The 25,259-nt window shown below is 41.5% G+C and carries 12 protein-coding genes; 4 read left to right on the top strand and 8 right to left on the bottom strand.

The window, feature by feature from the left end; translation table 11 throughout:
• Window positions 1-167 precede the first annotated feature (167 nt).
• The 5 genes from OWEHO_RS10400 to aspS all read right to left on the bottom strand — a co-directional run bounded on the left by OWEHO_RS10400 (window position 168) and on the right by aspS (window position 11,974).
• Entirely contained in the window at window positions 168-3,287 is a 3,120-nt protein-coding gene (locus OWEHO_RS10400; protein ID WP_014202431.1) for a T9SS type A sorting domain-containing protein, read from the bottom strand.
• A gap of 19 nt (window positions 3,288-3,306) precedes the next feature.
• On the bottom strand, window positions 3,307-3,729 hold the full coding sequence (locus OWEHO_RS10395; protein WP_014202430.1) for a hypothetical protein: 423 nt from the start codon (window positions 3,727-3,729) through the stop codon (window positions 3,307-3,309).
• Between the two features lie 57 nt (window positions 3,730-3,786).
• A complete protein-coding gene (locus OWEHO_RS10390; RefSeq protein WP_014202429.1) occupies window positions 3,787-8,298 on the bottom strand; it encodes a T9SS type A sorting domain-containing protein in 4,512 nt (1,503 codons plus the stop codon).
• Window positions 8,299-8,441: 143 nt separating this feature from the next.
• Entirely contained in the window at window positions 8,442-10,214 is a 1,773-nt protein-coding gene (locus tag OWEHO_RS10385; protein WP_014202428.1) for a chloride channel protein, read from the bottom strand.
• Between the two features lie 2 nt (window positions 10,215-10,216).
• Entirely contained in the window at window positions 10,217-11,974 is a 1,758-nt protein-coding gene (gene aspS / locus OWEHO_RS10380; protein WP_014202427.1) for an aspartate--tRNA ligase, read from the bottom strand.
• Window positions 11,975-12,155: 181 nt separating this feature from the next.
• On the opposite strand from aspS, the gene OWEHO_RS10375 reads away from it, so the two are divergent.
• From OWEHO_RS10375 to OWEHO_RS10365, 3 genes are all read left to right on the top strand, one after another.
• A complete protein-coding gene (locus tag OWEHO_RS10375; protein WP_014202426.1) occupies window positions 12,156-12,602 on the top strand; it encodes a nucleoside deaminase in 447 nt (148 codons plus the stop codon).
• 102 nt (window positions 12,603-12,704) lie between these two features.
• The gene (locus OWEHO_RS10370) at window positions 12,705-13,184 is read left to right on the top strand and encodes a hypothetical protein (RefSeq protein WP_014202425.1); all 480 of its coding nucleotides are present in this window, start codon (window positions 12,705-12,707) and stop codon (window positions 13,182-13,184) included.
• A 639-nt stretch (window positions 13,185-13,823) separates the two neighbouring features.
• Window positions 13,824-14,234: a BrxA/BrxB family bacilliredoxin gene (locus OWEHO_RS10365; RefSeq protein WP_014202424.1), complete on the top strand. Its 411-nt coding sequence runs from the start codon at window positions 13,824-13,826 to the stop codon at window positions 14,232-14,234.
• Between the two features lie 76 nt (window positions 14,235-14,310).
• Here OWEHO_RS10365 and tamL read toward each other — a convergent pair whose 3' ends face one another.
• The 3 genes from tamL to OWEHO_RS17905 all read right to left on the bottom strand — a co-directional run bounded on the left by tamL (window position 14,311) and on the right by OWEHO_RS17905 (window position 23,194).
• Window positions 14,311-16,632, bottom strand: coding sequence for a translocation and assembly module lipoprotein TamL (tamL, locus tag OWEHO_RS10360; protein WP_143764573.1), 2,322 nt, complete (start codon window positions 16,630-16,632; stop codon window positions 14,311-14,313).
• 20 nt (window positions 16,633-16,652) lie between these two features.
• A complete protein-coding gene (locus tag OWEHO_RS10355) occupies window positions 16,653-21,626 on the bottom strand; it encodes a translocation/assembly module TamB domain-containing protein (protein ID WP_014202422.1) in 4,974 nt (1,657 codons plus the stop codon).
• A 146-nt stretch (window positions 21,627-21,772) separates the two neighbouring features.
• The gene (locus tag OWEHO_RS17905) at window positions 21,773-23,194 is read right to left on the bottom strand and encodes a paraquat-inducible protein A (RefSeq protein WP_014202421.1); all 1,422 of its coding nucleotides are present in this window, start codon (window positions 23,192-23,194) and stop codon (window positions 21,773-21,775) included.
• Between the two features lie 150 nt (window positions 23,195-23,344).
• Between OWEHO_RS17905 and OWEHO_RS10345 the strand changes: the two genes are divergently transcribed.
• On the top strand, window positions 23,345-25,165 hold the full coding sequence (locus OWEHO_RS10345; protein ID WP_014202420.1) for an ABC transporter ATP-binding protein: 1,821 nt from the start codon (window positions 23,345-23,347) through the stop codon (window positions 25,163-25,165).
• Window positions 25,166-25,259: the final 94 nt, after the last annotated feature.

Here is a 25,259-nt window from a genome sequence, read left to right as displayed (position 1 = left end):
GAGATTAGATTAAGGTAGCTGCAAGTTAGCACCTCTATAGTCAAAATCTATATATGAAAACCAAATACAGGAATAAGCCTATAATGAGAACGGTGCAATTTCCCGAATATGAAAAAAGGCGAAATCGCGATTTGCAATTTCACCTTTTTTGGAAATTTTTTTAGGTTCTAAGCCTTGCTTATACTTTTGCTATAACTCTGATTTCCAATATTGATTTTTATCAAATATTGACCTTTCGGTAAATGACCCAGAGAAATGGTTTCCTCTACGATTTTACTTGCTTCTGTATTTTTTTGAAAAACAACCTTTCCTTGCATGTTAAAAATCCTAATACTACCGTTTTCGCCAGAAGGGTTAGGAAGCTGTACATTCAACTTATCAGTTAGAGGGTTAGGGTAAATTTTGATTCCAGCTTCAGTGGCAAGGTCGTTCAAACCAATATTTTGAAGGTCAAAAGGAGGTGAGGTTTCACTACAACTGCTACTGGAAACGGTAACGGTGTATACTGCATTGTTGGTGATGTTAATAACATACCAGTTTGCATTTGGAATAAGAACCCCGTTCTCGTACCATTGATAAGTTAAGCCTGCTCCTCTACTGCTACAGAATAATTGATCGTCTAGTGCTGTGATAACAGGTGGAGAATATACACCTGCGGTGATGTTTTGGATAGAGCTATCCGACCCCATAGTATTAGTTACTACCAGTTTCACCTTATAGTTCCCAGAGGTATTAAATAACACTTGTGGATTGGTAGATGAAGCAGATGTTCCATTAACAAAACTGTACGTATTGGGGGTTATTGTCCACTGCCAGCTTGTAGGGGCAGAGGAGGAGTGATCACTCAGGGTAATAGGAGAGTTGCCGCAAACTGGATTTGACGAGGGTGTGAAATCAGCATCAGGCGAAGAAATGGAAGAAAAAGCGCTACTACTAAATAGACCACGTCCGTAAGTTGCAGCAATTACTTCATTATCCGAGTCACGCATTTGCAGCATAGATGTTCGCACATTAGCTAGTCCAGATGTAGAAGGTGTCCAACTTGGGTTTGGAGAATTGATATTGCTGCACCTCCATACACCCACTTCTGTAGCCAGCAAGACTTCGTTCCGGTTATTGGGGTTAAAGAGAGACCATCTTACGGGCATATCAGGTAGGTCACCTTCCTTGCTTGTCCAATTGGCTCCACCGTCATTAGTATACCACACACTATTTACGCCATAGTTGCTATACGTTACCAAAAGCTCATTTTCGCTACTGCCTATTTCTATGCAGCTGACACTACCTATAGGAAGATCACTTGTAGTAATGTTGGTGAGAGTAGGAGAAGAACCATCAGCATTGGTGATTTTATAAACGCGCCCAGCGGTAGTCCCTACAAATAGGGTTGTAGAAGTAGTGGTATAAGGTGAAACCCTAAGGTGTGTGGCTGGACTCCCGATAAATGCTCTAAATGGACTTATATCAGGGTTTCCGTCCATATCTAAAATCCTGTTTATAGAGGCTCCTGATAGATTGGAGTAAAGTATATGTAGGTTGTCATCATAATCTGTGGGGTTGATAAAACTTCCTGTGGTTTCATTCTGAATACGTGAGGAGAATGAAGCCCCGCCATCAGTAGACCTCCAGTAGCTGTTGTACACATAGGATGTAACTTGTATTTGTGGATTAGTCTGGTCAATAAAACAGTATCCTCCATCTCCTCCTGTCACTTCGTTGGTGCTGTTTATACCCGCACTGGTAAATTGCTGGGAACCGTTGTCTTGGGCACCGGCCAAAAAGTAATTTGTGCCTGACGAGGGGTGTATGGCGCCAGCATAAAACTGGGTGACATTATATCCTCTATTGAGGTTTGTAAATGAAGGACTAAAGCTTTGTGCATTTGTAGACCTATATAAGCCGCCATCATTTCCAAAAAGAACCTCTGAGGAAGAGCCAGGCTTAAAAACAATTACATGCTGGTCTGCATGCACATCAGGGTAACCGAACCCTCCATACCAATGCGAAATTTGATCCCAGTTGTTTCCTCCGTTAGTGGTTTTAAACAAGTCTATAGCACCTGTAAACACCACATCTGGATCATTAGGGTCAACTGCCAAAGTGAGGTCATACCAAGCTTGCCCGCGTGAAAAGTCGTCAGAGTCTATGCCGCGATCAGCGTCATCAGGTTCTGAAACATTGGTCCAGTTGGTTCCATAATCTGTGGTTTTTACAATAGCCTCTACTTGGTTGGAAGATTCAATTAAGGCATACACATAATTGGAGTCACTTGGTGCACAAGCTAGCTCTACACGTTCACCACCACTTTGACTATAGCTAACAGCCCATGAAGTACCGTTGTTGCTGTAAAAAACTTTACCGCCACCTTGAGGAATAACCGATCTAAAACTATTTGTGGTACCAACCCAAATACTGTTATTTGCAGCTATTTCAATATCAGCTGGAGCGTACGGTCCAGAGCCTACGTTGGGGAGAACCTGAGTAAAAGTTTGGCCACCATCAATAGATCGTTGTAATCCTTCATCCGCAATTCCATGAAATTGACTATTATAGGACATTCCCTGTACCGCAGCGTAAATTGTTCCGTTGCCATTTTCTTCTCTTACCACCAAATCATTGATGTAGTAAAAGCTACTGGTAGAAGGTAAATGTGTCCAGGTATTACCAGCATCTGTAGTTTTCCAAACTCCTGCTCCCCGGCTTGAACCAGTTCCCCAGCCCTCACCAGTGGCTACATAAAATGTGCTGCTATTGGTAGGGTCGGCAGCAATGGCGGTAATGGCAATGTTATCCCAAAAGTCATTTACAGCAATCCAATTAGAGTTAAAGTTGGTAATATCGTTGTTATACCAAAGTCCACCGGTTACACTTCCTACCCACACTTTTTTGTGAGTAACATCATTTGGATCAAACATTATGGCACGTGTACGGCCACCTACATTGCTAGGGCCGCGCTCTATCCAAGGGTTGGTAGAGGCTCCAGGAGTACCGGGAATAGGATTGTTTCTTGCATTACTTACCTGTTGATACACACTCAGCAAGCGTTCAGGAGCTGGATGGCCTAGCGCAGGGTCTAGAGTAAGAAGGAAGTTTTGCTCCATGGCTAAGTCAGGCCGATCCTCTTTAGGAATAGCTTTTATTTGCTCGGGAGTAAGGTGCTCACGGGTGGAGTATTCATGGTTATTAATAAACTCAGCATATTTTTCGTGCTTATCTTTTTTTGTAAACGGTACTACAAGTGCGAATAACAACACAGCTAATCCTAGCGATAATAATAGCTTCTTCATAAAAATAATAGGTTCAAAATTAAGGGTAGAGAGGTTGTTTTTCTTCTGTAAAATTGGTTACACGTAAGGAGTCGTTTACTCCATCATTTGAGTAATAAATTACTGCTTCAAATGTATTTTCATTAAAAAGTACGGGATCCATCGGCTCAGGGTTTGGATTTTCCACTGTCGGTTCTCTGTCAGCATAAAATACCGAAGCTATTATCAGGTTGTCCTCAATCTTAGCAGGTACTTCGATACCGTTTATCAAAAATCGATTAATAAGGAGGGTTTTGGATGGGTTTTTTAATGGAACGGTAAAAAGAATGCCCTTGCCTCCACCCGCTCCAGGTATATAACGCATATAGCTTGCCGAATCCTCGGCTGGCTGGTTAGTAGTGGTTTTCGTTGATGTGGTGCACTGGGTAAAAATAAGTGCCAAAAAAAGAATGCGTACAAACATGATATTACTTAAGAATAGGGGCAGTTCACTATATGGAGCACAGCCGCTTGGTTTTTATTAATGTTTTACAACTACCTTTTTGCTTACAGATATTTTGGTGCCTTCCAGGCGAAATACATATACGCCTTGTGCTAAGTTGCTAAGGTCAATCTGTTGGATGGTACTACCCTCAAAATGAATATTTTGCTGGCGGATTACTTTTCCTGTAAGGTCACTTACATTAAGCGAAACCGCAACAGATTCATCATAATCCATTTTTAGGTTTACCACATCATTAGCAGGGTTTGGATACAATCCAAACTCGAAGCCTACTGGCAATTCCTCAAGACCTATAGAAAATGACGTGTAAGCACTTTGGCCATAGCAGCCATTTGCATCAAGCACATCCACACGGTAGCTTCCATTAGAAGTTGGTGTGTAGGTTTTTGCATTTGCTCCCGAAATCCAGGTGCCGTTACCAGTGTACCATTGGTAGCTGGTGGCGGTAATGTCACACTCCAAATATCCGGGCTGCACTACAATGTTTGGTGTGGGGTTTGGTAAAATATTCACATCAAAAGTTTTGGTAACTACACCACAAGATCCAGAATTGTAGGTGTAGGTAATGGGATGCAGTCCAGCGCCCAGAGAATCAGGGAAAAGATTGTTGTTATAAATACCATTTCCGGAATAAGTACCGCCCGCAGGCACTGCAATGTTCAATGGGCTTGCGCCATCGCTTTCGCAAAATGTATTATTAGTAATGCTTACTGTAGGTAACTCAAAAACCTGAGCCATAGTACTGCTAGTATAATTGCATCCGTTTGCATCTTGATAAGTATAGGTAATGGTGTGCTGGCCTGCTCCGGCCACGGCAGGGTCAAAGTTGCTGCCTGATACTCCTGGCCCTGAAAATTGACCTCCAGCTGGAGTAGCCGTAAGAGGTAGCGGAGGATTGGTTTTACACACAGAGTTTACCGAGGTAATATTTAGGCTGACTGGGGCATATACATTTATAACAATGGTATCTGAGTAAGCCATGGCTGGAAATGCACAAGTAGCATCTGAAAGCACTGTAGCGTAAATTTCATCTCCAGGTAGAAGTTGTGAAAAGTTATTGACTGGCGAGTTGGTTTTACCAATATTCACATTGTTCAAGTACCAGGTATACTCAGGGTTAGAGCCCGAATTAGTTACAGTGGCTGTAAGATTCAAGGTATCATTAGTACATATAAAAGTACCAGTGTAGTCAAGTGAGATCGAAACTGAGTCAGCAGCCAAAACACTGATATAACTTATTTTGGTAATAGAATCACTCCCAATGGAATTAGTGGTTTTTAGTTTTACCGAGTAAGTTCCAGCCTGAGTGAATCTGATTTTTGGATTTTGATCGCTTGACGTAAAAGTGGTAGGCCCGGTAAATGTCCACTCCCAAGTGTTGGCTGATCCATAAGTTTGATCATTAAATGGTACGGTGTCTAAAGCGCATGTAGATTGCACCGAACTGAAGTCTGGACTTGGAGCCAAAGTTGGACTTCCCTCAATCACCACATTATCCAGATAGATGTCATTGCCACCATTATTTACTGCTACAAACTTCACTCTCACACCTTCTTGCCCTGCAAAAGCAGAAAGATTTACGGTAATGCAATTGGCCGCTGTAGCGGAATGGCACCATTCATTGGCAGCAGGGTTGAATTTGGTGGAAATACCTGCTGTTGTTTGAAAATTTCCGGTACCATCTTCACCTCGGGCAGATACTAATGTCCAGCTGTTTGAGCACCCGGTGGAGGCATAAATAAGCAAGCTATCGGTAGTATTTGTAGCAGTTCCACTATAGGCGTAATCATAGGCCATCCAAGCAGAGTCGTGCCCGCTTAAATCGAGTGCTGGCGAAATAAGTTCATAATCAGTGTTGCTAGTGCTACCAAAAAGATTTGCTTTGAAAGCCATGCCTTGAGATGAAGATGCATTTTCCCAACCCATTTCGGTTTGGTCATAATTCCAATGCTTCACATCATCTAAATCTGAGAAATCAACCGAGTAGGAAATTGGTAACCCACCAGCCGCAATTGCATTTTGATAATAAATAGAATCGCCACCAATGCTATTACTCACGCTAAGGCTTACGTTATAAATGTCTTTTTGTGTAAAGACCACTTCTGGGTTTTCAGATGTAGAAGAAGTTCCATTCACATACATGAAAGTGGATGGAGTAATGTTCCAGCTGAATTGATCAGGAGAATATTGAGAGTTGTGCGTAAGGATTATGGTGTCATTCACACATACGTTTGATGAAAAATCAGCTTGAGCAATTGGAGCCACCAAAGCGCCATATACCGGAGATTCCCAAACTCCGCGGCCATAAGTAGCAGCACGTAGTTTATTGTTGATGTAATTGATCTCCAACTCATTTACAATCACGTTTGGCAAATTAAAGTTGAAAGAAACCCAACTCGGGTTCGTATCATCTTTATAAAACACGCCTAAATCGGTACCAATATATACACTGTGCACAGCATTTTTTTCTATCACTACACAGTTTACAGGAACATTTGGCAAGCCTGTAGAAATGTTGGTAAATGTTGCTCCACCATCTTTAGATTCATAAACTTTATCTGTGCTGATATATCCGCTTTTAGTAGCCACAATGTGATCTGGTGAATCATGCGCAGCTGCAATTCCTGTAACGGAACGCGAGCCGCCAAAATTTAAGTATGTCCAGTTGGTGCCATGGTCAATACTTTTCCAGGCATCACTACCATTGGCCATGAAAACTACATTAGTATGCTGAGGAGCAATTGCCAGTACATCAATATTTCCACCACCAGAAACACCTGAAGAATTTAAAGAAGTAAAGGATACTCCACCATTGAATGACCTCCATACATTATTAAAACCTGCATACAAAGTGTCAGGATGAAGTGGGTCCATTGAAAATGGAGTTACCCAGTTTCCGTTTCCGGCAGGGGGCAGATTGAATGGGCTATTAAAAGAAAATCCACCATTAGTAGACTTAAAGAAATCGCCATAATAAATGGAGGCATACATGGTATTTGGATCTTTGGTGTCAATAGCGCAATCCATTCCATCACCACCATATACATCCGCCCAACCGTTATTTCTACGCAGGTGAGTTCCGTTATCCTGAGCCCCACCTATTATTCCAGTAGTATCTGATAGAGAATTGGAAAAGGTATAATATTGAGTAATATTAATACCGTCATTTAGCGCATCCCAGTTAAACTTGTTTTCTGTATCGCGGTAAACACCGCCATCTGTGCCTGCGTATAAATCTCCTGTGGTAGGGTTGTATTCTAAATCATGAACATCGGCATGTACATAAGGTGCGCCACCTCCACCATACCAGTGAGAGGCTAAATTCCAGGAGCTTCCGCCATTAGAGCTTGACCAAATGTTTACCCCACCTACAAAAAGTTCATCTTTATCCGCAGGATTTACAGCTAAGGCTAAATCGTACCATGCCTGTCCTCCAGCATCTGCTCCAGTTGTGCTCCACCCCAAAAGGTTGGGTGAGCTAGCTTGCAATGTCCAAGTAGTCCCTGCATCTGTAGAGCGGTATACTCCTCCAAATCCATTAGAATTATTGCCATAAAGGGCGTATACATAATTACTATCGTCAGGAGTTACAGCTAGTTCTATTCTTCGCGCATTGCTTAGTGGAAGCACCGAAGAAGAGGCCTGAGTCCAGTTGAGTCCATTGTCGGTACTTTTAAAAATTCGGCAAGAACCAGTGTTTAGCGAACTCACAAAAAGTACATTAGGGTTTCCGGGCATTTGCATTATTTCGTTGTGGCTGCCAATCTTTACAGAAGTCCAGGTTGCTCCTGCATCTGTACTTCTAAAAATCCCGCTGTAAGACGATGCTATAATAATACTTGGACTATCAGGATTGATGTATAAATCTGTAATACGAGTTTGCTGTGTGACATTATGAGTCAGTCCTGTTTGTACCCAAGTGATGCCACCATCTATAGATTTTAAAACACCATAGCTGTAAGTGTCTCCAGCATCGCGGTCGCCAGTGGCAATATACATTATGTTGCTATTGGTAGGGTGAATAGCGATGTCGGAAATGCCAAGGTTAGTCAGTTTATCTGTGTTGGTCGTCCAGTTTTGACCACCATCAGTGCTTTTCCAAAGTCCACCGGCTGGCGTTCCAATCCAAACTATATTGGAATTTTGAGGGTCAAAAACTACACGGTTTACCCTTCCTATTCCGCCTAGGCTAGGGCCATTAAATGGACCTACTGGTTTCCATTGACCAAGGTCGGAGGCTGCGCTATTGCTAAAAACCCAATTGTAGGCGGCTGTTGTGATTTCGGCAGATGGTCTTTCTCCATCAGGAAAAACACGCGGTTCCATAAAGGCTTCCCAACGCTTGAATTGCTTCCAACCCTTTCCTTTTTCGATCTCCTTACCCTCCCAGTATTGTTCAAAGCTTTGCTGAACAGTATAGAAGTTTACAGATGGATCATTCATTTGCTCTACCCAATCTGTAGAATTTTGGGCAGAAAGAGGGGCAATAGCAAGTAGCATAGCTAGCGCTAGTAGGGGAAATCGAATCATAAAAATGGGTTATCCTTTCAAAAAAATAGGGTTTCTCTTTTTAGTCTGGTTGTGTGCCCAGTTTCTAAAAAGCCGCTAAATATAATGATTTTCAACCTGTAGGAAATGTCAGGTGAATTACACCACATACAAAATGTGCCGAATTAGTTGAACTCGATCAACTTTCTACGGTATACTGAGAAGAGTTTTGATTTGGATATAAAACCGAAATATTTTCCTTGATCAACCACCGGTAAATTCCAAGCCCCAGTTTCCTGAAATTTCCTCATCACTTGATTCATATCCTCCGATTTTTCGATAAGGGCGGGAGGGGGGCTCATAAGTTGAGAAACCGTGGTAGTAGTATATACAGCCTGGTTAAACATGAGATGGCGGAAATCATCCAGAGTAAGGACTCCAACGAGTTGCTGATCTTGATTTACTACCGGAAACAAATTTCTGCGGCTGGTGGCTACTACTTTTATCAAATCTCCAAGCTGCATTTCTGGATGTACAGGCTTAAAGTTGGTTTCCACAATTTTTTCGAGGCTCAATAAAGTAAGGATGGCATGATCCTTATCGTGCGTAAGCACATCTCCTTTTTGTGCCAACTGCTCGGTATATATTGAATGAGGGGTGATGCTGCGGGTTACCAAAAAAGAAATAGCCGATACAAGCATAAGTGGGACAAATAGCTCATATCCTCCAGTGATTTCTGCAATCATAAATATTGCCGTAAGCGGAGCATGAAGCACACCGGCCATAAGCCCCGCCATGCCTACCAAGGTAAAGTTACTGGTAGGGATATTTACAAAGTTTAAGCGATTGACAAAGCTGCTAAACACAAAGCCAAGTGAAGAACCAATAAATAGTGCCGGGGCAAAAACACCTCCAACACCTCCTGCACCCATGGTAAAACTGGTGGCAAACACTTTGAATAAAACCAAACCAAGCAATACCAACAAAATGATCCAATTGTCTTCTATGTAATCATACAAAATACTGCCTTCAATTACAGCTTGTACATTTCCGTTAAGGAGATGATTTATAGTTTCATAACCTTCACCATACAGCGGTGGAATAAGGAATATTAATGACCCTAAAAGTAAACCTCCCACTAGCACTCTGGCTGTTGTGCTTTTAAATTTGCTGAAATACGTTTCTACGGTAAAGTATATTTTATGAAAATATACTGAGGCAAATGCCGTGAGCACACCTAGCAGCAAGTAAAAGGGCACATCCGCTACATTAAAGGGCTCAATGTATTTGTAATGAAACAAATAGTCATTTCCCTGAAGGAAAATTGAGGTAACCGCACCTGAGGCTGATGCCATGAGCAACGGAATCAGAGAACTGAACGTAAGGTCCAGACTAAAAATTTCGATAGTAAAAATGATAGCTGCAATAGGCGCATTAAAGATGGCGGCAATTGCTCCGGCTGTGGAGCAGCTTATCATCAAAATGCGTGACTTAAAATTGAGGTGAAATAATCTTCCCAAGTTAGAGCCTATGGCCGATCCTGTGCTTACAGCCGGTCCTTCCAATCCTACAGATCCCCCAAAGCCTACTGTGAAAATGCTAGTGATAAATGAGCCATACATGCGGTAACTCCGCATAAAACCTTGCTTTCGTGAGATTGCAAAAAGGGTGCTTGGTACACCTTCACCCACATTGTGTCGGATGAGCTTTTTTATCAATACCGTAATGATGATACCGATAACCGGAAACACAAAGTAGTACGGGTTGTAGTACTTTGTGAAAAAACCGGATTGTAGTAAATCTTGTATAAAGTGAGTGGTGTTTTTTAGGGCCACCGAAACCAGACCGGTAAAAAAACCAATAAAAATACTAAGTATCAATACGAACCGCTTCTGAGGGATGTGCTTGGCACGCCATTTCAGGAATTTAACCAGCGGTGTATTGACTGTTTCGGGCATTTTTAGTTTTTCTCTGCGATGCGAATGTCGAGGCTCAATTCAGCCAACTGAGATTGATCAAGTGCTGCCGGAGCATCAATCATCAAATCTCTACCCGCATTATTTTTAGGGAAAGCTATGAAATCTCTGATAGTTTCTTTGCCTCCCAAAATTGCAGTCAATCGGTCAAAACCAAAAGCGATACCGCCATGTGGAGGAGCACCATACTCAAAGGCATCCATCAAGAATCCAAACTGTGCCTTAGCTTCTTCATCGCTAAAGCCTAAAAATTTGAACATCTTATTTTGAAGCTCTTTGTTGTGAATACGAATAGAACCACCACCTATTTCATTTCCGTTAAGAACCAAATCATAAGCATTGGCGCGAACTGCCGCAGGGTCAGTTTCTAAAAGAGGTAAGTCTTTGGGGTAAGGAGCGGTAAACGGGTGGTGCATGGCGTACCAGCGTTGAGTGTCTTCATCCCATTCCAAAAGTGGAAAATCGAGTACCCAAAGTGGTGCAAATACTTTCGGGTCGCGAAGACCTTCTTCTTCAGCAATGTGAAGACGGAGGTCGTTAAGAGCTTTGCGGGTTTTGTCTGCTGGCCCTGCCAATATAAGCATCAAGTCGCCAGGCTTAGCGCCAAAAGCTGTAGCCCATTTTTCCAATTGCTCAGGGCCGTAAAATTTGTCTACTGAAGATTTCAAAGTTCCATCTTCATTGTATTTGCAATATACCAATCCTGTTGCCCCAACTTGTGGACGTTTTACATAGTTGATAAGTGCATCAATCTGTTTGCGGCTATATTTTGCAAGGCCTTCTCCGTTTATCCCAACTACTAATTCGGCATCGTCAAATACTTTAAAGTCCTGACCTTTTACGGTTTCGTTTAGTTCTACAAACTCCATCGCAAAACGAATATCCGGCTTGTCGCTACCATACTTTTTCATGGCTTCGTCATAGCTCATGCGAGGAATTTCACCTACTTCATTTCCGGTTATTTCTTTGATGAGGTGTTTGGTCAATCCTTCAAAAGTGGAAAGAATGTCTTCACGCTCCACAAAAGACATTTCGCAGTCAATCTGTGTAAATTCAGGCTGGCGGTCAGCACGCAAATCTTCATCGCGGAAGCATTTTACAATCTGAAAATACTTATCAATTCCACCAACCATAAGCAATTGCTTAAAAGTTTGTGGCGATTGTGGAAGGGCGTAAAATTGACCTTCATTCATACGAGAAGGCACCACAAAATCGCGGGCGCCTTCAGGTGTTGATTTTATTAAGAAAGGAGTTTCTACATCTACAAAACCCAGTTTGCTCAGGTAGTTTCTCACTTCAAGGTTTACACGGTTTCTAAGTAATAAATTTTCGCGTACCGGATTTCTTCTTAGGTCCAGGTAGCGGTACTTCATGCGTAGTTCTTCACCACCATCGGTTTCATCCTCTATGGTAAAGGGAGGCGTTTTGGCTACATTTAGTACTTCAAGTTTTTCTACCTGAATTTCAATCTCACCGGTAGACATGTTCGCGTTTTTAGAACTACGCTCAATTACTTTTCCGGTGATAGATATTACAAATTCACGGCCTAGCTTGCGTGCATCTTCAATCAGGGCGTGGTCCCACTCCTCATTAAAAGCCAATTGAGTAATGCCATAACGATCTCTAAGATCTATGAAAGTCATTCCGCCAAGGTTGCGCACGCGCTGTACCCAGCCGGCAAGGCTTACTGTTTCATTTAACTTGCTAATATTGAGTTCTCCGCAGGTGTGAGTTCTGTACATCTGTAAATCCGATTTTTTGAAGGTGGCGAAATTACAAACAATAAGGGGTAAAGTATATTTGCTGGGGCTTAAATTGTGAATAAGAAAATAGGCTACCGTAGATAGTTCTCAGATAGCGGTAAGGAGATGCTATTTTATTGACATCTGTGGACTGCGGACTACCGACTAAAAAACTAAAGGAATGGAAATAGAAGTATACAACGATGAGTATTTTATGAAGCAGGCCATGCGTGAAGCAGAGCTGGCTTATGCCGAAGATGAGGTTCCGGTGGGGGCGATAATCACGGTAAATAAAAAAATAATTGGAAGAGGGCATAACCTTACCGAAAGGTTGGTGGACGTAACTGCTCATGCCGAAATACAAGCTATTACTGCAGCTAGTGGTTATTTGGGTGCAAAATATTTGAAAGACTGCACGCTATACGTTACACTAGAGCCTTGTCCTATGTGTGCCGGGGCTTTGTTTTGGTCACAGATTGGAAGGGTAGTGTATGCAGCCAAAGATGAAAAGCGTGGATTCCTTGCTCATGGCGGGCGTTTACACAAAACAACTGTGCTCGAAGGAGGCTTTATGGAAAAAGAGGCATCAAGTTTGCTTAAGACGTATTTCGCTTCAAAGCGACTGTAGAATAATTCAAAGGCACACAAGGATAATTTAACAATTTGTTCACTTGTAAGACTTTGTAAATTAGGATATAATACTTACTTTTGAAATCAAATTCTTACAATAGTGTCAATTCATAATCAAAATATTAAAAATGCGCTAAGAGCCGTCATAGGTATAATGGTGGTAGTAGCGGTGATAGATGTAATAATTGCAAATACCTCGGGTAGCCTTGGTGCCTTTTTCAAAGGATATTCTGCTATTATTTTCCCGGTAATGGTAGTAGCCACTTATGCATATTTAGGTATTCCAATTTTTAATTTTGATAGTGATTCAGAAGTGCTGCATATTCAAAGTCACTTTGCTTTGGGGCGTCTTTTTGGTAAAGAACTATACGTTCCAAAAGCCAATATTGTGAGTTTTTCTATAGATCGTAAAAGAATTAGAAAACGTCTTACCATTCGATACATTAAGAATGGGCATGAATTTTCAGAAAAGTTTGGAATTAGCCTTTTAGGCAATAAAAAAATTGAAGAGTTGGCTCGTCAGGTAGAGTTAATACAATCTACCAAAGACACACAAAGCGGTACACATCTCTTTATATAGTAATAGCGGTTAGTTTAGGTTTAGGATAGGCTCGGTGTTCGCATCGAGCCTTTCTTATTTTAAGAGAGTTTGATTTATATTTTGTCATGGTTTTCCAAATGTTAAACGTAAAGAATGGAAAACCCAGCCAAAATTCACTGGAACCATAAGCATATATAGCCCCGCGCTAAAGCTCAGGGCTATTGATATATACCTCCTTTGGGTTGTTTAAGTTTTACAACTAACGAAGTTTAAAGGTGTTAAGTAGCTTAAACCGTCATCGGCTAAAAGGTATTTGTTTACAACCCTGCAAATTATTGAAAGCAATTTGCCGACCAGGGGACCGGCATTCAAGAATAAAGTGTTCTAATCAAAGCTCATCCTTAGTGAGACAGGGAAGCTCCGAAGAATTGAGGAGATCACCCTGCCGAACTTGGAATGAGCAAAGATTAGGTTACTTTATTCTTGTAAGCCTTGACTTTTTGGTTCGTTTTGGGTCAAGCCAAAATGAACGGACAAAATTTAAAAGATGTGGTAGATATTTTAAGGAATCAGCAGTTTGGCCAATTTCTTATTTACCATAGTTTTAAACTACACTTACATCATTGATATTGATGGCAGTTGTGAAAGTGATTAGTAACTTTGCATAAAATTTAGAATATGTATCCAGAAGACCTTATAGCTCCAATGCGCGAAGATTTAACCAGCGCAGGACTTAAAGAGACCAAGACTTCAGCAGACGTTGAAGCAAGCATAAAACAAGACGGAACCACTTTGGTGGTAATAAATTCAGTGTGTGGATGTGCAGCAGCTAATGCTCGCCCAGCCGTAAAAATGGCTGCTACTCATAGCAAAACTCCAGATAGAATGATTACCGCTTTTGCTGGTAATGATGTGGAAGCTGTGAATACCGCTCGCTCACTTATGGCTCCATTTCCTCCATCATCGCCAAGTATGGCTTTGTTCAAAAATGGAGAATTGGTACACATGATTGAAAGACATCACATTGAAGGTCGTCCGGCAGAAATGATTGCTGACAACCTGAAGCAAGCTTTTGACGAGTTTTGCTAAGAAGCTGAAAAGCTAAAGTATAAAGCCCCGCTCCGAAATACATCGGAGCGGGGCTTTTTCTTTTTGTGGTTTTTGCTTAAAACGGATAACCAATGGCAAAGTTCCAGATGAGGTTATCCCTTCGCCATGACTTCCGGCCAAAGGTAAAATCCTGTTGCCAGTGTGTGCCACCTTCCTCATAGGGGAATCTTAGAGGTGTGGCGACATCTAATCTTATTATCAAGAAATCGATATCTAACCGGATGCCGTAACCTACTCCTATACCAATTTCCTGGTCCCAGCTTCCGCTGAACTGACCACCGGGCAAAGCCGGATTATCGTTCCATAACCAAACATTGCCGGCATCCACAAATACAGCTCCTTTTAACAAACTTACCAAGGGGTGTCTAAGCTCCATATTTGCCTCGAGTTTAATGTCTCCTGATTGGTCAAAAAAGGAGATAGAACTGCTAGCTTCGGGCGGATTGTAACTTCCCGGGCCAACCGAGCGTACTCTAAACGCTCGTACACTGCTTGGCCCACCAGAGAAATATTGTTTGATAAAGGGGAGCGATTTTGAATCTCCATAAGGAAAACCAGCCCCGGCAAAGATTCTACTCACCAACTGGCTTTCACGCCACAGCTTGATGTAATGTCTAAAATCAACATCAGCTCTTAGGTATCGGGCGTAATTCAATCCCAATAATTGATTATCAGCATTTACCAAATCCTGACCCAGCCCCAAAAGGTTGCCAGCAATATCAAAGCCAACCCTAATGTAGAAACGGTTCTTCTTATCCTTTTCACCTAGCTCACTGTATTCCATGGCACCAGTTCCGCCTATTATAAATTGGTTTTCAAAACTGCGTGCTAAAAAGGGGTTGGAATTCAATATTTGACTGAACTCTGCAGATTCATTATAAACGAGGGTGTAGTTTACAGAGATTGGGTTGAACTCCCAATATGTAAATCGGTTGGATTTATAATTATAGCCATAGGAAAATAATATAGAGCTGAGGTTATAATAATTGGCTCGTTGCAGCAATGTGTAGTTCAGCGAAACTTTGGTATTGGGAATTAAGTAGCCCTTTTGTGTATTTATTTTAAAGGGTGCTATTAAACGCGGGAAGGAAATACTATTGAGCAGTTTAAATTCAAAGCTACTGAGATTTTTGGCTGAGCCCCCTGCAATTTGTGTTTCATAACTTATGTTTCCTGATATATCTAAGCGTTCACCTCCCTTAAAAAGGTTTTTATTTTGATAACTACCAATAAGCCCCGGCCCAGCAAAACTGTTGGACTTGGTTACTACCTGCGTTTCTAATCTTACACTTTGCCGTTTGGCGGGAGTTAAAAGTATGCGCGCAGCCAACTCCCCAATGGAATCTCTATTGTTGGTGTCAGTGCGCTCATACCTAATGCTTACTAATTGAAAAGTACCTATAGAAGAAAGCCGTCTTGTGGTAATGTCGTTGCGCCTTTTATTGTATAAGTAGCCGGGCTCAAAGGTGATAAATGGCCTTAACCTTTCTGGCTTAAAAATCAATTGGTTTTGGATAAAGTCAATATTCTCAACAGTGGTGGTAGTGGTCGCACTAGCTGTGTCAGATGCTTCTAAAGCGTAATTGGGGAATACCTTAACATCATTAATTTTATAAGGCCGTAAAGCCTCTTTAGGAGCCACCTTTTTAAAGGATAAGTATAAGTCGTACTTCCTGTCATCGTATTGATTGGTGTCAGAAGTGAAAATCAAAAACTCAGAGTTGAATTTATAAAACCCTTTGTTTTTAAGCATGTCATCTATACGTTGGCGCTCTGCTTTAAATTTTTCAGTGTCAAAGCGAGTGCCTTTGGTGAGTTCCGTGTCTTTAAGGGATGCTTCTATTAATGAATCAATTCCGGTAGAATCCCGCTGATAAACATAGGTTTCGAGCAGGTAAGGTTGAGAAACCTTCACCACGTATTTGGCAGAGGCCGTCCTGTCTTTCTCTATTATAGAAGAGCTTATTTCCGAGTAAAAGAATCCCGTGTTTTCACAACGGTTATTTATGATTTCCTCCGTTCTACTGGTGTTTACATCACTTAGATATACAGGGTCTTCGCCAAAGCGTTTATCCAGGCTTTTTATGATTTTTCCCGCATCTTCTTTTTCTGCTTTAAAGTGAAAATACAAACCATAGCGAATACCAAAAATGGTTTTGTTTGGAGCTGGTTCCACTACATCTTCAATCTCATATTTCAACTGGTTTTTACCTTTCAGAGCTTTATCCGATTCAAGCTCAACTTCAGCACCAGTATATAGCTTTTCATCCTCAGGCACGTATTTTATTACATTGCATGAGCCCAGCAGTACGAGCAGTATCAAGCTACTCAACCAATGCATCTTTTTCCCAGCTAATATGTTTTGCTTTTTCTTCAATATTTTAACTTCCTTACTCCTTACTCCTTACTCTCCTCTTTCTTTTTCTTCTCTTGCTTTTCAAGCAATTCCTTTAAAGTGTCAAACTCTTTATTAAAGAGAATAGCCAAACCTGTAATCGTTACCTGGCCTTCCAGAAAATCTTGATATTGGTTTTTACTGAACGCCTTTAATCGGTACTGGCCTTCTTCCGTGAGGAGATACTCCAAACTGACGTTTCCAATAATTTCATTGCTTCGCTGTTCACCTTCAAGGCCTACCGTGCTGCCTACCTGCACCACTACTCTATCTGCAAAAAGTGATTTTTGAAGACTTACGTTGAGGTCCGTTCGTTGCTCAGGATTGCCAGATTGATAATCCTGATAACTGTCCAAATCAAAGTTTAGCTCAAAGCCTTCAATGTACTTTTCAGAGAGTTTGTTGAGTTGACCAGATAGTAGCTTGCTTACGCTAGAACGGGCCAGTTGCTCGGTGCCACCACCAGTGCCATCGGTAGCATCGCTTGGCAAAAAGCGATTGAATACGATGAGCGCAAAAACCTGTTTATTGAGTTCAGATTCGTCCTCCTCTAGCTGTTGCACTCTTCGGTAAACGCTTCCGCCTATAGCATCCTTGCTATCATCGGGCATATCCAAGCCAAAGGAAATTTCCGGCTTACTAATAGTTCCATCAATATTGAGTAATACTTCAAAAGGTAACTTTTGATTGTACTTAGATGCGGACGTACCCTGCGCTGAGGCTTCGTAGATCATGAGGTCAGCAGCCGAGGTTTTAACATTATAAACTGCAGTCAAATTTAGCTCGGCATTCATAGGGTCACCACTCCAAACAATGCGGCTTCCGGGTGTAATCTCAAATTTCTTTTTCACCAGCTCATAGAGGTTGAGATTGTAGCTGCCATCACTTAGCTCATAGCTTCCGCTTAAATCCATGTTGCCGTTGGGGCTGAGGCTATAGTTGAGATTTGCCTCTCCAGTGATGGTAAGTTTATCACCAGATTGCTCATCAAGTATAACGTTGAAAGTAGTTTTAGGGTCTATTTTTAAATAAGCAGCTACATCCAGGCCAGTAATGGTTTGGGAAGAAACTTCATCCGAGGAAATGATATCTGTAGAATCCTTCATGTTGGCAAAGCGCACAATGCCCTGCCTCTCTTGTATTTGTGCCTGGCTAGCTGGCACTATGTAGCTTAGCTCAGTTCCTCTTTCCAGGCCTACTTTAGCATTTACTTTCGGAAGGTTTAAGTTTCCCTTTACATCAATATCCAAACTCACAATCACCTTTCCATAAACCAAGTCATTATCTTCTCTCGTAGAGTTTAGCGCCTGAAACTTATTGGCCTTTAGACTAAGGTTAAAAGTAGGGTTCAGCATATCCTCAGTTCCTATATCTCCATTTAGGACCAAGGTGTTGCTAGCCTCATCTTTCAAAGTGAATTTATTGAGATAAACACCCTGATTGTCAAGTTCTATTTTTTCATCACCCAAGGTAAATGTACTTCCCAGAAACACGGATTTGAAGCCAACATTCTTGAATGAGAGGTTGCCTTTATATTTTGGTTCAGAGGTAGAGCCATTTACTTTAAAATTTCCGGTAAGGTAGCCTGAGGTGTTGCTCAATTGGTCGGGAACGAATGCTTCTACCAAACTCAGGTTAATTTTGTTGATATTCAATGCTAAATCCAAATTTTGGCTTTCGCCAGATATTGAATATTCTCCTTCCAAGTCAAGGTCGGCATCTTTTCCTTTTAGTGATAAATCGACTACATACTGGTTTGCAGTGCTATTATTGGCCTTTAAATTTAAGGTGCCAATAGGGTTGCCCATAGCACCCAAATTGTTGAGAGTAACATCAGCCACAAAGGCGGGGGTTCCGGTAAGGTCATTCAGTACCACATTTCCACCAAGGGTTCCGCTAACCGGGCTATTGCCGGCATTTAATATGGAGAACAAAGCCGCAAGGTTGAAGTCAGAAAAGGCCAGTTTCATTTTTTCTTTTTCATCCTCATTCAGGCTTTCAATGGATAGCTGCTGGCCGTTACGTGTCAAGGTAAAATCCGTAAAACGGGTCAGGTCGGGGTCAATCCGAATCTCGTTAGATTCAGGAATAGTCCATGGTTTGGAGTTGAGTATAAGTTTTTCGACACCCAACTTAAGTATTGTACTTTGATCGGTTTTAGAAACATCCAAAGCCGTGTAAAATACATCCTGCTGCTGCGCGTCTTTAATACTGAGTGAAGCAGTACCCTTACCGTCATCAAGGTTTAAATTTAGTCTGGTAGCATAAATATCTATAGGACCGCTGGTAATCCGTTCAAATCCAAATTGTGCATCAGTTGAGGAACGTGTGGCATCCAAATCTAAAAACAGATTGCTGACTTCCGATTCGCCATAAAGGATGCCTGGTGCTGTAAGATTTACTTTCAGTATTTCTTCGGATGGTTTAAAAGCCATATTTATATGCACCGTATCCAGGCGCTGCAACTCCGGCAGAAATACTTCACTTATTATGGGTGAGTTTACCACGTAGAAATCAGCGGTCATATCCAGCTTTTGGTACGTGCTATCCATTTGTGTGGAGTCGCCACCCATCATTTGTTTTTGATAGGATTGCAAGCTGCTAATCAGGTTTTGAATGGAGGTGTTTCCCTTTAGCATTCCACTAATCACTTCGCTATTGAGGCGTAAATCAGTTGTTTCTTTGCTATTGCTCAGGCTGACAAAAACCGAATCTAAGCGGTACGATTTGTCTTGTTGCACCACAATACCTCTTTTGATGGTAAGCTGGCTATTAAACTTATCGGCATTACCTTCAAAGGAGGCGTTTAGCAAAGCAGCCACTTTCATGGGGTTGGCCTGCAGGTGAAGGTCTTTAAGGTCTGCTCCCCTTAAATCTAAGCTTAGGTCTACCATGGTTTTTACCGTGTCCAGAATGGCATTTAGCTTCAGGTCAAAATCAAGGTTTTTATCAGAGAAGTTGAGGGCCAGGTCAGCTTTTTTGTTTTTTATATCTGCTTTAAGTGCGAGGCCATTGTAATCGTAATCCCTGAAAAGCAATTGCTGAAAATCGAGTTTCGCATCGAGTGCCAGCGTTTTCAATTCTTTTCCACTTCCGTTAAAATCAAGCGTAAGCGAAATGGGTTCTAACTCTTGATTTTGCGCAAACTTGCCAATGTTCAATGTATCTACTTCCAGCACTCCCTTATAGGCTGGGGTTTTCAATACGTTCTGTACGTTTCCGTCAAACTGCATAAAACCGTCCGGAGTATTTACGCTAAGGAGGGCATTTATGTTAGCGGCATTTCCATTCACTTTGGTTTTTAGTACTACATAGCGCGGCAGGCTTTCTTCGGGATTTTTTCGGCCCAATAGCAAACCAAGGTCATTTGCATTCGTGCTTACATTTAGCTCATTAAAATCTACTTTCAGATTATTGGTGTCAGGAAAATCTTTTACAGTTCCATTAACTGAAAGGGCTGTAGAAGTAAGCCAGTCTACCTTAAAGTTGTTGATGGCAATATCTTTATAGGAGCCGGAAATTCCTCCTCCAAGCTTCATGGGATATTCTTCAATGCTTTGGATGAGTGTATCATAACGCAGCGAATCCGCAAAATAGTAGGCATCCTTTACGGAGAGACTGGTTTCGCCAAACCCGAGTCCATAGCGGGTATTGTTTTTTGGGTTGGCTATAAGACTGTCAATACTTGGGTAGCCCAAACTCAATTGCATATTCAGTTCACTGTTGGCAGTGAGTAGCTGAAAATTCTTCACATCCAGTTCTTCATCCAGAAGCTTGGTTTCAAAAGCTAGCTTGTTTAGCACAAAACCACTCCGCTCATTGAAGGCAAGGTTTTCCAGATTAACGCTGGCCTCGCGGTCTTTAAGAAGCACATCTTGTAAATCAATGGTCAGATTTCTCAGGCTAATGTGCGAGGCATCAAACACTCCCGGCTGTGCGGTGCCAGTGCCCTGGTTTATAATAATGTTGTTTTTGTCCAGTAATAACTGATTCAGTTTCACTTTCCAGGACGGCCATTCAAAGGGTTTGGCGCTGTCAGTTTCTGCAATTCGCTGCGTTGTGTCAGCTTTGCTTTGCTTGGGAAGCTTCACGCGAATGTCGCTTTCCAAAAGTTTTATGTTTTCAATGGAAATGTCTTGTAGGGCTAAATTCAAATCTGATTCTCCAATACTGAAATCTCCAATTCGGGCGCGTGCATCCAAGCTGTCAGGCTCTGATTTGTACCTGGCCTCAATATTGCGAAAAGCAATTTCATTAAAACTGATATAGGGAAGGGGCGAGCTAGAAGTATCTTCCGGACTTGGCGGTGGGGGAAGGAATTGGACCACTTTTACCTGTGTATTCTCTAAAAGAATATTATCCAGCTCAAAGCGCATTTTTTCCAGGTTGAGGTCCTCAGTACTCAATTCAAGATTGCCCAAGCGTAGGTCGGTATCCATTCCCGCAAGGGAATCAATATAAGTGAGGTTAATGTTTGTGAGATTAACCGGCCCTATAGAAATAGTGGGTGGTGGACTACTTGCTGTGTCCGCAGGTTCTATAGCAGCAGCTGTATCTGCGGAAGCGAAAGCTTCAATAATGAAATCAAAATTAAAGGTGCTGTCTTGGCTGCGTCTTACGTTCGCTCTTAAACCGTCCAAATCTATGCGGCTTATGGCGATGTGGTTGTTGAGCAGTGATTTAAAACCGACTCCAGCTTCCAGGCTGCGGAAATATACAAGTGTGTCCTGCTTTTGGTCTTCCAGATAAACGCCCTCAATCTGTATATTTCCTGAAAAGGTGATAAAGATGCGTTCGATATCTACGCGGGTGTTGGTCTTTTCAGAGACAAAGTTGGTAGCGTAGCCCACAATTTTGTTTTGGCCCCATTCAGTGCGTATCAGCAGTACTATAGCCACAAAAAGGCCTAATAGCACCAAAAGAGTGATGCCTAGCCATTTGCCGGTTTTTAACAGGATTTTTTTGGGATTGCTCAAAGGGTAAAGGCTACAAGTCTCATAATGTTTTAGGGCCGGGTTTGAAAGTGCAAAGCACGGTAATGAGGATCAAAACAAACCATATATTTATAAGCAACTTAGGGGCAAAAGGTTTACGGTTTTCAACTGTGAAAATGCCCCTTAATCTACTTGCTTTCAACTTCTCCGGGCTTCGGGCTGATTTTACCCAATATAGCGGCAAGGATTAAACCGTAAAGGACATAGGTTAAAAACAGCATAAACCCCGGTTGCAAAGAAGTAAGATTTGTAGCCAGTGAAGTAAGTGTTTCGGTTTCTACGCGGGCATATTCTAGTTGATGATCCAATATCCCATCAAAGCTTACGTAGCTCATAAAAATCGCTACCACCATTACATCGGCCATGCTCCATTTGCCGGATTTAAAGGCCAACCACTGTATGATTTTATTTTTACGCAAAGCGCCCTTTCCCAAAAGGTAAATTTGGGTGGAGATAAGTTTGGAAATAGGTAATATCACACTGAAGGCTAACACCAGGAAACCAACCATTTTGGAATCAATTCTCGGAGATTGAAACAGTAAAGAAACTACCTGGAGGATGCTTTTGCTTCGGTAAAAAATCATTTGGTTATCAAAGTAGATATGCTCACCAAGCAAAACGAAATCCACCTTGTTGATACGGGCATCAATCTCAATCATGGGGCTTGCAAGCCCGGTAACAACAACAATTAGAGCCAAAAGCACCGACATAAAGAAAAGTGGTTTTCGCAATTCCGGAAATTTATAGGCTAAGGCCCATAATAGCAAAAAGAATCCTACAACCGCCAGCATAGACAGTGCTAGCTGGTTCACGTCATCCTCCATGGCATCTGTTTGTTCTACTACATACTCATTAAAGGCGGGCTGATTTTCCAAATCATATTTGGTGTAGATGCTCTGGAGATAGGTAGTAAGTGTATCATCGTAAATCTGATCTGCGTATTCATTGAATTTATCAAGCGCAAATATTTTCAGTCGCTCCTTACTTTCTTCACTGGTGAGGTCTTCAACGATAGATTCTGTAAAACCAGGAACTCGTTCTCTTAGATTTTCCCAATCCACAACGGTATTTATGGCCCATCTACGTATTTTTTTTCCAAGAGTTTTATCATCTTCCTTTACCTGATTTTTGGCTTCCGTAATCATGCTGTTTAGCAATGAGTTTATCTGAACCCGCAAAATGCTGTCCTGCTTCGGGGTTAAGTCAAATTCCTCAATTTGGTTAGTGATGATGTTTTTAAACTCTTCGCGCCAGTTGTTTACAGAAAAGATACCATGCATAATGCTGTTGGCCTCCATGTAGTCGTCTTTAATGTCGGAACGTTCATTGGATTGACTATAGACCTGGTACCCCCACCAAGCGGTTAGGGCTAGTAATGGGATAAGACAAACAACAAGGATGATTTGCTTAAGTGTGCTTTTCTTTTCTGAATTCATAGTTGAGCTTGAAAGTAGGATTAAAGACCCAAAAGGTGGTAAATTGTTTTGAGTCTTTACAATTTGACGAATTATTAATACAGATTGTGACTCCCCTTTACTTACTTCTGCCATTTCTTCGGCTTTGCGCTGAGGTAGGTATTGTTTTCAGGAGTAGCCGTAAAAGCAGAGTTAGAAATCTTCATCTATAATCAAAAATGTTTGGCTCAATGATGTTCTACTTGAAGTGGTTTTTATCACAATGCAAATTATACCTTTGCGGCAATGAAATCATTCTGGAGAATAATTAGATATGCGCGCCCTTATCGCGTAAACGCCTTCCTTAACATATTTTTCAACCTTCTGGGAATAGTCTTTTCCTTGGTTTCCATTGCGCTCATTATTCCTGTGCTGGGGATAATTTTTGACAATGCTAAAACCGAATTGGTACAACCGGTATTTGAGGGTAGTATTATAGATTACGGAAAGGCATATTTGGAGTATGAAGTGGCCTTAAGAATGCAAGACACCGGGCAAAGTGATGCTTTGATGTATGTATGCTTCATTGTAATTATAGCTTTCTTTCTAAAGAATTTGTTCGGCTATTTGGCCTTGTATTTCATCACACCCATGCGAAATGGAATAACCCGCGATTTACGAAAAGAGCTTCACACCAAAATATTAGCACTTCCGATTGGGTTTTTTAGCGAACAGCGAAAAGGTGATATAATTTCTAGAATGACCACCGACATGAAAGAGGTGGAATGGTCCATCCTTATGGCGCTTGAAATGGTGTTTAGAGAGCCTATAATGATTATTAGCTCGCTTGTGGTTTTGCTATGGATGAGCCCTGCGCTTACCGTTTTTGTATTTATCCTTTTACCTGTAGTTTCCGTTGTTGTTACTACTATTGGTAAGAGTTTAAAGCGGTCCTCACAGAAAGCTCAAATGCAGGTGGGCGGCATTATGTCGCAAACGGAAGAAAGCATTACAGGGCTAAAAGTCATCAAAGCTTTTAATGCGGAGCCGCTTAAGCGAAACTTGTTTCAGAGAAGTGTAGATAGTTATTTCGATACAATGAACCGCGTGATGCGTAAGACGGCTTTGTCATCACCTATTAGTGAATTTTTAGGCGTAAGTGTAATGGCCGTTGTAATATGGTATGGTGGTGGTTTGGTGCTAGCCAATGAAGGCTTTACACCAGAAGCGTTTATCGCCTACATTGTATTCTTTTACCAGATTATACCACCTGCAAAAACCTTGTCTAAGGCATCCTATAATGTGCAGCGTGGAAATGCAGCCTCGGAAAGAATTTTGGAAATATTGGATGCTGAAAATCCAATAATCAGCAAGCCGGATGCTGTATCTATTTCAAGTTTTGATAAAGAGCTGAAGTTTGAAAATGTGTCTTTTGCTTACGAAGAAAAGAATGTGGTAAACAATGTGAGCCTCACTGTGGAGAAGGGAAAAATGGTAGCCTTAGTTGGGCAATCCGGAAGTGGAAAAACTACGCTTACCAATTTAGTTCCTCGCTTTTATGATGTTACAGGCGGTCAGCTTTTGATTGATGGAAAAGATGTTCGCGATGTGAAGCTTCATGATTTAAGAGGACTTTTGGGAATTGTTACCCAAGAGTCATTATTATTTAATGAATCAGTGTTTTACAATATTACTTTGGGTAAACCAGAAGCTACTTTGGAAGAAGTGCAGCAGGCCGCAAAAATTGCAAATGCTCACGATTTTATAATGGGTCTGGAGAAAGGCTACGATACCAATATTGGTGATGCTGGAGGTAAATTAAGCGGTGGCCAAAAGCAGAGAATTAGCATTGCAAGAGCCGTTTTAAAGAACCCTCCAATCCTTATTTTGGATGAGGCTACTTCAGCTTTGGATACTGAATCTGAAAAACTAGTTCAAGAGGCTTTGTTTAAGCTTATGCAGAATAGAACCTCTTTGGTTATTGCACACAGGTTGAGCACCATTCAGCATGCCGATGAAATAGTAGTGATGAACGAGGGTCATATTGCTGAGAGGGGCACTCATCAAGAATTATTGGAAAAAAACGGCATCTACAGCCGACTGGTGGAGATGCAGAAGTTTGACTAGTCCGAAGGCATTTTTGATTTGAAAATTCGAGGATTTGAAAATTCTACAAACATGTAACGATTGCTTTTGACCTTAACCTTGTATAACATTTAAC

This window comes from Owenweeksia hongkongensis DSM 17368, assembly GCF_000236705.1.
Taxonomy (GTDB): Bacteria; Bacteroidota; Bacteroidia; order Flavobacteriales; family Schleiferiaceae; genus Owenweeksia; species Owenweeksia hongkongensis.
Note: the sequence above shows the minus strand (reverse complement) of the source record. Positions and strands in the feature narration are given on the sequence as shown.

Bases quoted from the DNA above. Each gene is read 5' to 3' on its own strand.
- OWEHO_RS10390 (WP_014202429.1), bottom strand. From the start codon at position 8,298: ATGATTCGATTTCCCCTACTAGCGCTAGCTATGCTACTTGCTATTGCC.
- OWEHO_RS10385 (WP_014202428.1), bottom strand. From the start codon at position 10,214: ATGCCCGAAACAGTCAATACACCGCTGGTTAAATTCCTGAAATGGCGT.
- OWEHO_RS10400 (WP_014202431.1), bottom strand. From the start codon at position 3,287: ATGAAGAAGCTATTATTATCGCTAGGATTAGCTGTGTTGTTATTCGCA.
- aspS (WP_014202427.1), bottom strand. From the start codon at position 11,974: ATGTACAGAACTCACACCTGCGGAGAACTCAATATTAGCAAGTTAAAT.
- OWEHO_RS10375 (WP_014202426.1), top strand. From the start codon at position 12,156: ATGGAAATAGAAGTATACAACGATGAGTATTTTATGAAGCAGGCCATG.
- OWEHO_RS10395 (WP_014202430.1), bottom strand. From the start codon at position 3,729: ATGTTTGTACGCATTCTTTTTTTGGCACTTATTTTTACCCAGTGCACC.
- OWEHO_RS10365 (WP_014202424.1), top strand. From the start codon at position 13,824: ATGTATCCAGAAGACCTTATAGCTCCAATGCGCGAAGATTTAACCAGC.
- OWEHO_RS10345 (WP_014202420.1), top strand. From the start codon at position 23,345: ATGAAATCATTCTGGAGAATAATTAGATATGCGCGCCCTTATCGCGTA.
- OWEHO_RS17905 (WP_014202421.1), bottom strand. From the start codon at position 23,194: ATGGCAGAAGTAAGTAAAGGGGAGTCACAATCTGTATTAATAATTCGT.